Origin of the sequence: Sphingopyxis sp. (genome assembly GCF_050916055.1) — a bacterium.
Lineage (GTDB): Bacteria > Pseudomonadota > Alphaproteobacteria > Sphingomonadales > Sphingomonadaceae > Sphingopyxis.
Window position 1 is genome coordinate 3,230,072 of record NZ_CP051527.1, and the last position, 13,776, is coordinate 3,243,847.

General features: G+C 69.1%; 11 protein-coding genes. 1 reads left to right on the plus strand and 10 read right to left on the minus strand.

Annotation, left to right across the window (positions count from 1 at the left end; all coding sequences use genetic code 11):
- Positions 1-6: 6 nt before the first annotated feature.
- The 7 genes from HEQ22_RS15840 to fliE are packed head-to-tail and all read right to left on the minus strand — an operon-like array spanning position 7 to position 6,767.
- Positions 7-1,371 carry a flagellar hook-length control protein FliK gene (locus HEQ22_RS15840; RefSeq protein WP_432768799.1) on the minus strand — a complete coding sequence of 455 codons (1,365 nt, stop codon included), beginning with the start codon at positions 1,369-1,371 and terminating at the stop codon, positions 7-9.
- The gene (locus HEQ22_RS15845; protein WP_432768800.1) at positions 1,368-1,811 is read right to left on the minus strand and encodes a hypothetical protein; all 444 of its coding nucleotides are present in this window, start codon (positions 1,809-1,811) and stop codon (positions 1,368-1,370) included. The genes HEQ22_RS15840 and HEQ22_RS15845 overlap by 4 nt, the downstream gene beginning before the upstream one ends.
- On the minus strand, positions 1,808-3,139 hold the full coding sequence (locus tag HEQ22_RS15850) for a FliI/YscN family ATPase (RefSeq protein ID WP_432768801.1): 1,332 nt from the start codon (positions 3,137-3,139) through the stop codon (positions 1,808-1,810). The genes HEQ22_RS15845 and HEQ22_RS15850 overlap by 4 nt, the downstream gene beginning before the upstream one ends.
- Positions 3,136-3,747, minus strand: coding sequence for a FliH/SctL family protein (locus HEQ22_RS15855; RefSeq protein WP_432768802.1), 612 nt, complete (start codon positions 3,745-3,747; stop codon positions 3,136-3,138). The genes HEQ22_RS15850 and HEQ22_RS15855 overlap by 4 nt, the downstream gene beginning before the upstream one ends.
- A complete protein-coding gene (locus tag HEQ22_RS15860) occupies positions 3,740-4,774 on the minus strand; it encodes a flagellar motor switch protein FliG (RefSeq protein WP_432768803.1) in 1,035 nt (344 codons plus the stop codon). Before HEQ22_RS15860 ends, HEQ22_RS15855 begins: the two co-directional genes overlap by 8 nt.
- Entirely contained in the window at positions 4,767-6,419 is a 1,653-nt protein-coding gene (gene fliF, locus HEQ22_RS15865) for a flagellar basal-body MS-ring/collar protein FliF (RefSeq protein WP_432768804.1), read from the minus strand. The genes HEQ22_RS15860 and fliF overlap by 8 nt, the downstream gene beginning before the upstream one ends.
- 3 nt (positions 6,420-6,422) lie before the next feature.
- Positions 6,423-6,767, minus strand: a complete 345-nt coding sequence (gene fliE / locus HEQ22_RS15870) for a flagellar hook-basal body complex protein FliE (RefSeq protein WP_432768805.1) — start codon at positions 6,765-6,767, stop codon at positions 6,423-6,425.
- A gap of 239 nt (positions 6,768-7,006) precedes the next feature.
- On the opposite strand from fliE, the gene HEQ22_RS15875 reads away from it, so the two are divergent.
- A complete protein-coding gene (locus HEQ22_RS15875; RefSeq protein ID WP_432768806.1) occupies positions 7,007-7,819 on the plus strand; it encodes a flagellin in 813 nt (270 codons plus the stop codon).
- A 360-nt stretch (positions 7,820-8,179) separates the two neighbouring features.
- On the opposite strand, the gene HEQ22_RS15880 is transcribed toward HEQ22_RS15875, so the two are convergent.
- Genes HEQ22_RS15880 through HEQ22_RS15890 form a run of 3 tightly spaced genes read right to left on the minus strand, consistent with a single transcriptional unit; the run spans position 8,180 to position 13,696 of the window.
- Positions 8,180-11,470 carry an error-prone DNA polymerase gene (locus tag HEQ22_RS15880; RefSeq protein WP_432768807.1) on the minus strand — a complete coding sequence of 1,097 codons (3,291 nt, stop codon included), beginning with the start codon at positions 11,468-11,470 and terminating at the stop codon, positions 8,180-8,182.
- Positions 11,467-13,005 (minus strand): Y-family DNA polymerase, encoded by a 1,539-nt coding sequence (locus HEQ22_RS15885; RefSeq protein ID WP_432768808.1) that lies wholly within the window; start codon positions 13,003-13,005, stop codon positions 11,467-11,469. The genes HEQ22_RS15880 and HEQ22_RS15885 overlap by 4 nt, the downstream gene beginning before the upstream one ends.
- Positions 12,908-13,696, minus strand: a complete 789-nt coding sequence (locus HEQ22_RS15890) for an ImuA family protein (protein WP_432768809.1) — start codon at positions 13,694-13,696, stop codon at positions 12,908-12,910. The genes HEQ22_RS15885 and HEQ22_RS15890 overlap by 98 nt, the downstream gene beginning before the upstream one ends.
- Positions 13,697-13,776: the final 80 nt, after the last annotated feature.

Below are 13,776 nucleotides of genomic sequence, written 5' to 3' on the forward strand. Positions count from 1 at the left end.
TCCTGATCAGGCGAAGCGGCCGCGGCGGTCGCCGCGCGCTTCGCTATTGTTGGGGGTGCGCGGCTCCGCGCGGTTGGTGGCGGTTTCGATCAAATGGGCGGCGTCATGTCCGGCGCCGCGGCCGTGACCCTGCGACTGGCGGCCGTTCTGGTCGCCGGTCGCCCGGTCGGGCGTACAGGTCACTTCGGTGCCGGCGACGCGAACCCCCTGCTGACGCAGGTCGTCGGCCAGCCGCGTCTGGGCGGCACCGACGATCGTCGCGGTCGCTTCGTGGCGGGTGTCCATGGTCAGCGACACGCCGTCCTCGCCATGGCGCATCGCGACGTCGAGGCGGCCGAGGTGGCGCGGCATCAGGCGAAAGCTGATGTCGCCATCCTGCGATTTGGTCGCGACGATGTCGGCGGCGAGCTGGTCGATCCACGCGTCGTCGGCGCCCAGATCGAGCAGACGCTCGGCGACCGGTGTAGCGGCGGCGGTGGCGGGCGAGGGGGCTCCGGTCGCAGCGGGCGCGCCCAAGACCACGGTGACGGCGGGCGCGGCGTCGACGAGCTTGGCGGTTACGGTTTCGACCGCCGGCGCCATTGCTGTGGCCACCGTCGGCGGCTGGCGCCGCGATGCGGGTGCGGCATCGCGCGGGGCCGATGGCCGGTCGGGCTGGGCCGCGGGCCGCGAAGCCTGCGCGGCTGGGCCGGGCGCTGCGAACGTGGGTGCGACGACGATTGTCGCTGCGGCTGCGGCGTCCGCTCCGTCGGCCGCCACGGCACCGTCGCGGGCGACCGCGTCGGTCGCGGGGCGGGGCACCGGCTTGGTCGATGGTGCGGCGGTGGGCGCCGATGTGGCGACGGTGGCCCCGGCAAACGAGCTGGCAAAGGCGAGCAACGGATCGCTCGGCGTCGCGGCGGTCTCGGCGACCGGCGCCGCGGCAGCCTCTGCGACGGGCGGAGCGGGCGTGGGTTCGATCGACGGTGTCGCGACCGGCGCGGCGGCGACGGGTCCCGCAGTCGGCAGCATTGCGGCTGCGGGCAGCGAGCGGGCCGGCGCGGTGAAGGGGGTGGGTGCGCCCGGCACCGCCGCGGGGAGCGGCATAGCCGACACCGCCGCGGGCAGCGGCATAGCCGAAACCGCCGCGGGGAGCGGCATGGCTGGTACCGTGACGGGCTGCGCGGCTGCGGCAAGCGGCATATTGAACACGGGCGCGGGCAAGGGCGCGGCCGGAACGACCGCCAGGGCCGCTGTAACCGGCATTGGCGCGGCGGCCATCAGCTTGTCGAAGCGCAGCATGTCGCCGCCGATCGCACCCAGCGGACCGAGCGCCGAAAACGCGGCGGGCAGGGCCGGCTGGGGCGGGGTCTGGGGCAGCGCCGGCATCATGCGATCCCGCCTTCGATCAGGCGCAGGCGCATCGCGCGGGCGCGGTGCGGGCGGTTGGCGTCGCTGCGGCGCTCCTGTTCCTGTTCGGCGGCCTTGCGGCCCCGCTCGTACAGGCGGACCGCCGATTCTTCCTTGGCCATCGCGCATTGGGCGAGGGCGCCGAGCTGGTCGCGGCGGGCGTTGGCGCTGACCAGCGGCGCGGTCAGATGTTCCTGCGCGAGGTCGAGGCGCATCGCCAGCTCGCCGACCGAATTGAGCGCCCGGCCCGCGACCGCCCCCTTGGCCACCGCCAGATCGACGCGCAGCGTTTCGAGCCGCTTGGCGAGCTCGACCAGGCTGGCAAGTTCGCCGTTGGCGCGCGCCAGATTGGCCTCCGCCATCTGATGTTCGACGGTGCGCACGCGAATGATCCGTTTGCGGCGTGCGGTGCGAGAGGTCATGCAGAAAATCCTTCGATAAGCGATTGGCGCGAGGTGCTGAAATCGACCTGCGCGGTGGCGGGCTGGGACACGAAAGCGAGCTGGTCGGCACGGCGGGCGATGGCGGTGTCGAGCACCGGGTCGCCACCGGCGACGTAAGCGCCCATCAGCATCAGGTCGCGATTCTCTTCATAGGCCGACCACAGCTGGCGAAAGCGCGCCGCGGCGGCGGCATGCTCGGGATCGACCGAATCGGCCATCGTGCGCGACAGCGACCGGGCGACGTCGATCGCCGGATAGACGCCCTGTTCGGCCATCGTGCGCGACAGGATGATATGGCCGTCGACGATGGCGCGCGCGCTGTCGACGACGGGATCGTCGATGTCGCCGCCGTCGGCGAGCACGGTGTAGAGCGCGGTGACCGACCCGCCGGTCTGCTTGTCGATCCCGGCGCGTTCGCACAATCCGGGGATCAGCGCGAAGACCGAGGGGGGATAGCCCTTCATCGTCGGCGGCTCGCCCAGCGTCAGGCCGATTTCGCGCTGCGCATGCGCGACGCGGGTCAGGCTGTCGATCAGCAGCAGCACCTTCTTGCCCTCGGCGCGAAACGCCTCGGCGATCGCGGTCGCGCGCATCGCGGCGCGCAGGCGGAGCAAGGGCGGATGGTCGGCGGGGACCGCGACGACGACCGCCTTCTTGCGGACGTCGGGGGGCAGCTTGGTCTCGACGAAGTCGCTGACCTCGCGGCTGCGCTCGCCGATCAGTCCGACGACGATGACATCGCATTCGGTGCCGGCGATCATCTGGCCCATCAGCACCGATTTGCCGACGCCCGAGCCGGCGATGATCGCGACGCGCTGCCCTTCGCCGACGGTAAGCAGGCCGTTGATCGCGCGCACCCCCATGTTGAGCGGCTTCGTCACCCGGCCGCGGCGCAGCGGGTTGACCTTGCGCCCGGCGAGCGGCCACTGGAATTGCGACTGCACCGGCGGGCGGCCGTCGAGCGGCTGGCCCTGCGCGTCGATGATGCGGCCGAGCAGCGCCTTGCCGACCGCGACCATGCTCGATGCACCATGCGGTTCGACCGGCGCGCCGGTGACCAGCGGCAAATTGGTGTCGAAGGGCAGGACCAGGCTGCGATGGCCGCGAAAGCCGACGACTTCGCCATTCACATATTCGCCGGTCGCCGACCGGATGCGCACGTTACTGCCCAGCGGCTGCGGAAAGCCCGACACTTCGAGCATGATGCCTTCGTGCGAGACGAGTGTGCCGATGCGGCGCGGCGAGGCGTGGGTGAGGGCGACGGGCGCGAGCAACTGCTGCGCCGACAAAGCGAGGCGGCGGGTCATGCGGGCTCGCCGTGGCTGCCGAGCGCGGTGCGCAGTTCGGCGAGATAGACGGCGCGGCCATGCTCGATCCACCCGGTCGAAGTTTCGATGCGGACGGTGCCGCGCGTCATCGCCGCATCGGCCTCGACCGGCAGGCCGATCGGGCAGTCGGTGAGCAGCGCGGCGTCGGCGGGATGGACCCACAGCGTGCGCGCCTTGTCGGCTTCGGCAACCAGCGCCGCGGCGACATCGGCCTGTTCGCGCAGCCACGCGGCGTCGATCGGCGCGGCGGCGACGATCTGGCGGACGAGCCGTTCGACGGTTTCGGCGATCAGTTGCGCAAGCTCTTCGCTCGGCTCGTCCTGGAGCGCCTCGGCGCCGGCGAGCAGCGCGAGCAGCTGGTGACGCTCGGCGTTGTGGGCGGCCTCGGCCAACCGCTGGCCTTCGGCGAGGCCGCGGGCGAACGGATCGTCGGCGGCCTCGGCGGGCGCGTCGGCGGGGATTTCGGTCGCGGCCGCGGCGTGGCGCGCCGCGGGGTCGAGCGCGAGCGGGCGAAAGCCGCCGCTGCGCGCCATCGCGACCGACAGCGCGACCGGCGCGAACCCGGTTTCGGCGGCGCGGTCAGACATAATCGTCGCCCGCCCCGGCGATCATGATATCGCCCGCCGCCGCCATCTGGCGGACGACGAGCATGATCGCCTTCTGCGCCTCGTCGACGTCGGTGCGCTTGACCATCGTCATTTCGGTCATTTCGTCGCGGATCGTTTCCGACGCGCGCTGCGACATGGTTGCGAGGCAGAGGTCGACCATCTCGTCGTCGGTGCCCTTCAGCGCGACCGCCAGCTGCGCGGCGTCGACCGCGCGCAGCACGGTGCCGAGCGCCTTCTTGTCGAGGTCGCGCAGATTTTCGAAGATGAACATTTCTTCCTCGATCGCCTGGGCGAGCACCTTGTCTTGCTTCTTGAGTGCGCGGATCGTGCGCTCGCTCAATTGCTTCGGCATCTTCTTCATGATCTTGGCGACATCGCTCGGGCCGCCGATCGTCTGCTTGGCGACGCGCTGGCCGCCGATGTTGGCGCGCGCCAGCACCGCTTCCAGATCCTCGATCGCCGCGACGGGGACCGAGGTGAGCTGCGCGGCGCGCAGCACCAGATCGGCCTGCAGGATTTCGTCGAGCGTCTCGATCGCGCGCGCCGCGACGTCGGGGACGAGCACGGACAGGATCAGCGCTCCGACCTGCGGATGTTCGCTGGCGAGCAGCGCGCTGATCGCCTCGACGTCCATCCAGCGCAGCATTTCGAGCGACGCGGCGCTCGACTGCGGCGCGACGGCGGCGAGGATATTGTCGGCGCGGACGTTGCCGACCGCCTGGTTGATGACGGTGCGGATGCGCACGTCGGCGCCGACGCCGAAGGCGCTGACCGAGCGGCTGCGGACGACGAAGCGGTCGAGCGCCTGCTCGATCTGCGCTTCGCTGGCGTTGGCGGTGTCGAACATCGCCTTGGCGAGCTGGCGCACCTCTTCGGGCGCGAGGTGCTTCAGGATGGTCGCGGCTTCGCCTTCGTCGAGCAGCATCAGCAGGATGGCGGCGGCTGCCGATCCTTCGATGGCGGATTTGGCGGGGGCGAGGCCGAGCGCGGGGTCGAGATCAGCCATGCGCCCCCTCCTGCATCAGCTGACGGACGACGAGCGCGGCGCGCCCCGAATCTTGGCGGACAAAGGCGCGGACCAGATTGGCGCGCGCTTCATAGCTGGGCGCCGCCTCGATCATCTCGAGTGTGATCTCGCGGCGGCCGGGGGCATGGGCGAGCGCCGGATTGCTTTCGGTCGCGGCGAGCAGCGACTGTTCGAGGTCGGCATTCCGCTCGGCGCGCGCCGCGGCGCGCTCCTTGGCGGCGCGGATCAGCGGCCGGCCGATGAACAGGAAGGCGAGCAGCGCGGCGAGCAGCGCGCCGGCCTGCTTGATCAGCGGCAGGAACCAGCCCTGATCATAAAAAGCGGGGGTCGCGTCCTCGACCTTGACGAACGGGCGCTGGCTGATCGCGACCTGGTCGCCGCGCGCGGCGTCGAACCCGACCGCGCCCTTCACCAGACCGTCGATCTTGGCGAGGTCGGCCTGGGTCAGCGCCTTGCTGCCCTGGTTCAATGCGACCGCGACCGACAGGCGGCGCAGGCGCCCCTGCGGCTGGTGGGTGACCGACACTTCTCGGCCGACTTCATAAGCGCGCGCGGCATTCTCGTTGCTCTGGGTTTCGGCGCCGGCGGGGGCGGGGGCGGCGATCGGGGCCTCGGCGGTGACCGTCGTCGCCTGCGGCGGCTGGTTCGCCAGCGCGCCGGGGATGCCGACCGCGGGGGCGGCACCCTGGCCGCTGACCGACCGGGTGATCTGTTCGCTGGTCAGCGCCCGGTCGTCCTTGGGAAAGCTTTCGCGCGTCGCCTGGCTTTCGGACATGTCGACGTCGGCGTGGACCTCGACGCTGTAATTGCCGGCGCCCAGCATCGGCCCGAGTAGCGTGTCGAGCGCGCGGCGGAACCGGTCCTCGACTTGCATCTGGAGCTGGAATGCCTTCATGTCGGAACTGCTCGCGGTGTCGGACAGCAGCGCGCCGCGCTGGTCGATCACCGACACCTGGTCGGCGCTCATCCCCGGCACCGACGAGGCGATGAGGAAACGGATCGCCTGCACCTGCCCGTCGGACAGGGTGCGGCCATTCTGCAGCGTCAGCATCACCGATGCGGTGGCGGGCTTGTCCTCGCGCACGAACAGGCTGGGTTCGGCGGCAGCGATGTGGACGCGCGCGCCCTTCACCGCGTCGATCGTCTCGATCGTGCGCGCCAGCTCGGCCTCGCGCGCGGCGCGCAGCGTTTCGCCCTCGATCGCCCGGCTCGACCCCATCGGCAGCGCCGCGATCAGATTGTCGCCGTCGGGCTGCGCTTTGGGCAGCCCCTGTCCGGCCAGCGTGATGCGCGCCTGATGGAGCTGGTCGGCATCGACGGTCAGCGCGCCGGTGACGGGGTCGATGGCGTGGGGAATGCCCGCGGTCTGCAGCGCGTCGGCGACCGCCGACTTGTCCGAATCGCCCAGCCCGGCGAACAGCTGCGCCTGCGGTGCCGACTGCATCGCGAACCAGGCGAGAGCGGCGAGGCCGATCGCGGTCGTCGTCGCGATCGCGGGCAGCGCGCGCTGCACCGCCGGCTGGCGCACGAACTGCTGAATGGGGGCAAGGCGGTTGCCCATGACGGGGACCGGCAGGCGGCTGGCGCCGCCATCGACCGGGGTCAATATCTGTGCGTCGGCCATGGTTTATACCGGCATGTTCATGATGTCGCGGTAGGCGGAGAGCAGCTTGTTGCGCACCTGCAGCGTCGTTTCGAAACCGAGCGAGGCCTTCTGGCGCTCGATCATCACGCTGACGATGTCGTGCGTGTCGCCGCGCTCATAGGCTTCGGTGAGTTCGCCGGCCTTTGCCTGCTGCGCGTTGACCTGTTGCAGCGCATTGCTGATCGCGGCGCCGAAATCGGGGGTGCCGCCGGCAGCATCGATGCCGCCTTCGCCGGCGCCGCGACCTGCGGCGCGTTGCAGCGCCTGGTTCTGGTTCAGGATCGAACTGCGCATCTGCAACAGCTGGCTCGGGTTGATCGTGCTCATAAAATCATCGTCCCCGCGGCATCGCGCCGCACGCCAGAGATGATGCAAAGCGCGTGCCAATAATATTTATCGTTATAAAACAGGGGTATTTGCAGGGATTTGCCGGGCGGCGGGCGGCTTCCGGCGTTTTTTTGACGGCGCCGGCTTAACCGCGCCGGGCAGGCGCCGTTACTGCTTTCGTGAAGCTCGCCGAGCCGCACACCACGGGAATGGCCCTTGGGGGGCCGGAAAGGAACAACATGACTGTCATCAACACCAATGTGAGCGCGCTCCGCGCCCAGAATAATTCGCGTGTTGCCGAACGCATGCAGTCGCAGGCCATGGAACGCCTGTCGAGCGGCAAGCGCATCAACAGCGCCAAGGACGACGCCGCCGGCCTCGCCATCGCGACCCGCATGGACGCCAGCGTCCGTGGCCTGAACCAGGCCGTGCGCAACGCCAACGACGGCATTTCGCTGTCGCAGACCGCCGAAGGCGCGATGGGCGGCATTTCGAACATCCTCGTCCGCATGCGTGAACTGGCCCTGCAGGCCGCAAACGGCACGCTGGGCGACGACGACCGCGATGCGATCCAGACCGAAGTCGACGCACTGACCTCGCAGATCGGCGACATTGCGACGCGTTCGACCTTCAACGGCACCGCGTTGCTCGACGGCACCGCCGCCATCGACATCCAGACCGGTCTCGAAGACACCGAAGTCGTGAACATCACGATCGGCGACCTGCAGGCCGCCGGCCTGGGAGTCGACGCACTCGACTTCACCACCGCAGCCGGTGCTTCGGGCGCCCTGACGACGCTCGACACCGCAATCCAGACGGTCGCCACCGAGCGTGCCAACCTGGGTGCGCAGCAGAACCGCCTCGAAGCCACTGTCGACAATTTGACGTCGACCGTCGTCAATCTGGCGGACGCCAAGTCGCGCATCGAAGACACCGACTTCTCGGCCGAATCGACGAAGCTCGCGGCGGCCGGCATCCTGGCCCAGGCATCGACCGCGATGCTGGCCCAGGCGAACCAGAGCCAGCAGGGCGTGATGAACCTGCTCCGCTAAACCGGACGCCCTTACCAGTTCAGGCTATATTTGGTTGGTCCCTTTAATAGCCTGATCCCGATGCCCCGGCCCCCACAGCCGGGGCATCATCTTTTTGTGCGGAGGGGCGATTCGTCGTCGCGGGCGGTGGCGACCGGAAGTGGACATTGAGAACTGACCAGCCCCTCCTCTTCAGAGGAGGGGTAGCGAGACTTACGAACTTGTTCGTTAGTCGCAGCGGGGTGGTGATCGAGGCTGGGCGTGGGCCTTCGGCCACCACCCCGTTCGACTAAAGGCCCGGCTGCGCCGGACCAAGTCTCACTGCCCCTCCTCTGAAGAGGAGGGGTTGGACATTGGCCGCTTCCCACCCCTTTGCCACCCTCAATGAAAATCGCGCGACTTGGGCAGGATGCGCACGTCGCGTGGATGACCGTGCTTTGCCGCATAGCCGCGCGGCCGTTGCGGGTGCGCGACTTCGTCGGCGCGGCACAGGTCGGGACGTATCGTGCGTTCTTCGCCCAGTCCGTCGAGCAGCGCGGTGCGGTCGACGATCCGCGTCGCCATCAGGTGGACGACCCCCTCCTTGCTGCGCTGCACCTCGCCTTCGGCCAGCATCAGCCGCGACGCCATGACGGCGCGGCGATAGCGTTCGAAATGGCGCGCCCACAAGAGGATGTTGACCACCCCGCCTTCGTCCTCGATCGTGATGAAGATCGCATTGCCCTTGCCCGGGCGCTGGCGGATCAGCACGACCCCGGCGGCGCGGACGATCGACCCGTTTTTCGCCGCCGCGACCTCGCCCGCGCTCAGCACCCCCTCGCGCTTCAGATCGTCGCGCAGATACGCCATCGGATGGCCCTTCAGCGACAGCCGCACTGTCTGGTAATCGGTCAGCACCTGCTCGACTTCGGGCATCGGCGGCAGCTGCGTTTCGTCCTCGCGCCCCAGCTCGTCGGCGGCGGCGGCGCCGAACAGCGGCAGCACCCCCTGTCGCACCCGCCGCGCGTCCCACAGCGCCGGGCGCCGCCCCAGCCCCAGCGAGCCGCACGCATCGGCCTCGGCGAGCAGGTGCAGCGCGCGCGGCGGCAGGGTCGCGCGGCGGGCGAGATCCTCGATGCTGGCGAAGGGCGGGCTGCGCGCGGCGACGATCTGCGCCGCCCAGGCCTCGCGAAACCCGTCGACCTGCCGGAAACCGAGCCGCAGCGCGAGGCTGCCGTCGGCGCGCCGTTCGAGGCTGTTGTCCCAGTGGCTGTCGTTCACATCGACCGCGCGCACCTCGACCCCATGCTCACGCGCATCGCGGACCAGCTGCGCGGGCGCATAAAAGCCCATCGGCTGCGAATTGAGCAGACCGCAGGTGAAGACCGCAGGGTGGTAATGCTTGATCCATGACGAGACATAGACGAGCCGCGCGAAGGATTGGGCATGGCTTTCGGGAAAGCCGTAGCTGCCGAAGCCCTCGATCTGCTTGAAGCAGCGCTCGGCGAACGCTTTCTCATAGCCGCGCGCGACCATGCCGCCGACCATCTTCTCGCCGAAATTCTGGATCGTACCGACATTGCGAAAGGTTGCCATCGCACGGCGCAGCTCGTTCGCTTCTTCGGGCGTGAAACCCGCCGCCACGATAGCGAGCTTCATCGCCTGCTCCTGAAACAACGGCACGCCGAACGTGTCGCCCAGAACCTCGAACAATTCATTTTGAGGATATTGCGGAGCGGGCGAAGGATATTCGACCTTCTCCTCCTTGTTCCGGCGACGCAGATAAGGATGCACCATGTCGCCCTCGATCGGGCCGGGCCGAACGATCGCGACTTGCACGACCAGATCGTAGAACACCTTGGGCCTCAAGCGGGGCAGCATATTGATCTGGGCGCGGCTTTCGACCTGGAAGACGCCGATGCTGTCGCCTTTGCACAACATGTTGTAAACCGCCGGATCCTTGGCATCGATGTCGAGCCCCAGCGTTTTGTCGCCCAACCCATGTTCGCGCATCAGGTCGAAACATTTGCGGATGCAGGTCAGCATGCCGAGCGCGAGCACATCGACTTTCATGAGTTTCAGTGCGTCGATATCGTCCTTGTCCCATTCGATGAAGGTGCGGTCTTCCATTGCGGCATTGTGGATCGGGACCAGCTCGTCGAGCCGGCCCTGCGTGAGCACGAAACCGCCGACATGCTGCGACAGATGGCGCGGCGCTTTCAGCAATTCGCCGACGAAGCGGTGCAGCCGCTCGATCTCGCCATTGTGCGGATTGAGTCCTGCTTCGATCAGCCGCTCGACCGGCACCTCGTCACCCCAGCTGCCCCAACTCGTATCGGCGAGCCGCGCGGTGACGTCTTCGCTGAAGCCCAGCGCCTTGCCGACCTCGCGGATCGTGCTGCGCGGCCGGTAATGGATGACAGTCGCAGCAATCGCGGCACGGTCACGGCCATAGCGATCGTAGATATATTGAATGACTTCCTCACGCCGCTCATGTTCGAAATCGACGTCGATGTCCGGCGGTTCATCGCGTTCGGCGGAGACGAAGCGCGAGAAGAGCAGTTTATGCTGGATCGGATCGACCGAGGTCACACCGAGCAGGAAGCAGACGATCGAATTGGCGGCGGACCCCCGACCCTGGCAGAGGATCGGCGGATCCTGCGCGCGCGCGAAACCGACGAGATCGTGGACGGTCAGGAAATAATAGACGTAAGCGCGCTTGCGGATCAGACGCAGTTCGTTGCCGATGAGTTTGCGAACCTTGGGCGGGAGCGGGGTGCCGTAATATTTCGCTGCTGCGGTTGTCACCAGATGGTGGAGATAAGGAAAGGGTTTCCAGCCCGGCGGGACGGGTTCGTGCGGATATTCATATTGCAGATCGTCGAGGCGGAAGGTGATGCGCGCGAGAATTGTGGCACTTGCTTTGATCGCCTTGGGGCAAGCGGAAAAGAGTCGCCTCATGGCGGCGGGCGCTCTCAGGTGGCGTTCGCCATTGGCGCGCAGCAGCTTGCCGGCTTTCTGGACCGTCGTTCCTTCGCGGATGCTGGTGATGATGTCGTGCAAGGGGCGCTGGGCAAGCGTTGCATAAAGAGCGTCGTTGGTGGCGAGCAATGGAACGCCGGTTGCAGCCGACACGCGTTCGCGTTCGATCAGCCGCCGCGCATCGGACCCCGACCGCGCCATCGTGGCGGCGAGCCAGACCGATTTCGGGCGCGCCTGTTTGAGTTTGCGAAGCAGCGCTGCATCGCCGCCCATCGCGATCAGCAACAGGTCGTCGCAATGATCGAGCAGGTCCTGCAGATAGAGGATGCTGTCGCCTTTTTTCGCGCGCAGATTGCCGGTCGAGAGCAATCGGGTCAGCCGCCCCCAGCCGTGGCGGTTGACCGGATAAGCAACGATGTCGGGTGTGCCGTCGGCGAAGACGAGTCTTGCCCCGACCACCAAGCGGAAATTCGCAACGGTTTCGGGCTGCTTCACCTGGAGCTCTTTCAGGAACGCCCACGCCCGCACCACCCCCGCGACGCTGTTGCGGTCGGCGATGCCGATGCCCGCCATGCCGAGCGCCAGCGCCTCCCCCACCATCTCGGCAGGGTGCGAGGCGCCGCGCAGGAAGCTGTAATTGGTCGCCGCGACCAGTTCGGCGAACCCCGTTTCGCGGCCGGGTTCGGGCACTGGTTGGGGATCGGGGCTCATGCGAAGACGCCGTGGATATACCAGCGCGGGTCGGGTTTTTCGTCGTACAGCCCGTGGCGGAACAGCCAGAAGCGGCGGCCCTGCGCATCCTCGACGCGGTAATAGTCGCGGGTCAGCCCGCCATTGTCGCGGCGGCGCCACCATTCGGCGGCGATGCGTTCGGGGCCTTCGTAGCGGCGCACCGCATGCGCCTGCCGCCGCCAGCGGAACTGGTGCGGCGGGCCGTCGGGAACCTCGGCGATCACCTCGATCGGCTGCGGCGGGTCGAACAGGTGAAAGGGGCGCGCCGGCGGCTCGCCGGGGTCGGGGGCGTGCCAGGGCAGCGGCGGCGGTGCGTCGATCGCCGGCAGTTCGAGCTGCGCCTGTTCGGGGATATGCGTATCGACCGGGCGCAGGCGTCGCACTCGCCCGCGGCCGAGCCGGGTCGCCAGCCGGTCGGCGAGTTCGTCGATCGCGGCGTCCTTTACCGCCCCGCCCTCGAGCTTCAGCTGCCCCGCGCCGAGCGTTTCGAGCCGCGGCACCGCGAGGCGGATCATGTCGAAACCGAAGCCGGGGTCGAGCGGGTCGGCAAGGCTGTCCATCCGCTCGGCAAAGAGGCGCATGACCAGTCCGGCGTCGCGCGTCGGATGGCCGGTTTCGATCGCGATCGTCCGCGCCAGGCCGTCGCTGCGAAAGAAGGTGGCGCGGAAATGCCGCCCGCCCTTGCCGCGCCGGCCGAGCTCCGCGAGCGCTTCGGTCACCAGCTCGGCCAGCACCTTGGTCGCATGCGCCGTGCTGCCCAGTGGCTCGGCAAAGCGGCGTTCGGCGGCGACCGGCGGCGGCGCCACCCGCGGATCGAGCGGGCTGGGTGCATCGCCCAAGATGCGGCGCAGCGCCATCGCGGCATCGGCGCCGAAGCGCGCGGCGAGGTTCGCCATCGGGCGGCTCGCCAGGTCGCCGATCGTCTTGAGCCCGGCGCGCACCAGCGCGGTCGTCGCCGCGGGATCGAGTTCGAGCGCGGCGACGGGCAGGCGGCGGATCGCGCCGGCTTCGTCGGGCGCGGCGCGCGCCTGATAGCGCGCGAGTGCGCGCGCGGCGTCGGCGGTCGGGCCGAGCGCATGGCGGAGCGTCATGCCGAGCCGGGCGAGGCGGCGCTCGACATCGGCGACCAGCCCCGCCTCGCCGCCGAACAGATGTTCGGCGCCCGCGATGTCGAGGATCAGCCCGTCGGGGGCGTCGAGCGCGACGAGCGGAGTGTAGCGCGCGCAGCCCTGCGCCAACCGGTCGAGCCATTGCTGGTCGCGCACCGGATCGTGCGGCACGACCGTCAGCTCGCCCACCTGCGCGTGCGCATCGGCGAGCGGCATGCCGGCGCGCAGCCCCACCGCCAGCGCCGCCGCCTCGACGCTCGCAAGCCGCATCGCGCCGCGCTGCTTCTCGGCAAATACGAGCGGCGCGTCAGGCCGCTGCGGCGCGTCGCGAAGCCACCGCTCGGCGGGCAGGAAGGGGAAGAAGAGCGCCAGATAGCGGCGCGTTCGCGAAACAGTGTTCGTCATGGTTCCAGTCCAGTCGCCAGCGCATCCCCGCCGCGCCGCCGCGCCGGCGCAGCAGTTCAAGGTCGAAGGCGGGGGCGCCGGGTGCGTCGGCCTCCAGCGCGTGCGATGCGGCGGCGGCGACGCTCCAGCGCGTTTCGGCGACGCTCGGGGTCGGAGCGGCATTGAGGCGCAGCATCAGCAGCGTCGTCCCCGCGTCGCGCGCGCCGAGCGCGAGGCGGCGGCCCGCGGTCAGGTCGAGCAAGGGGAATTTGCCCCAGCTTTCGACGATCACCGCTGCCGATCCGGCGCAGCGGATCGCATCGTTCGCGCAGGCGAGCAGCATCTTGGCATCGGGGGTTTCGACGAGCAGCAGCCGGTCGGGATCGCCGCCCAGTTCGGCGATGCCGGGGGCATAGATATGGCCGGTGCGGCGGCCGGCATCGCGCGTCCGCAGCCAGACGAGCGGGGTCTGGCCCGGCGTGCGCAGCGCGACCAGCGCGGCGAAGGCGGCGGCGCTGGTCGCGTCGAGCGCGTCGGCGGCAAAAAATTCATGGGTGCGCCCGACCGCAAGGCCGCCGTCCAGCGCGTCGTCGAACGGCGCATGGCCGCTCGCCAGCCAGCCTGCGGCCGGCGGGCTTTCGAAACCGCCACTGGCGGCGATCCGGGCGATACGCTGGCGCAGCCCGGCGAGAGGGGAAGACGACTCGCGCATATATGTTCCTGATTTGTTCTATTAGCGCGCGAGCGAGGGGGGTTGTCAAGGAGAGTCGGATTTACCAAATTTCGTCTCCC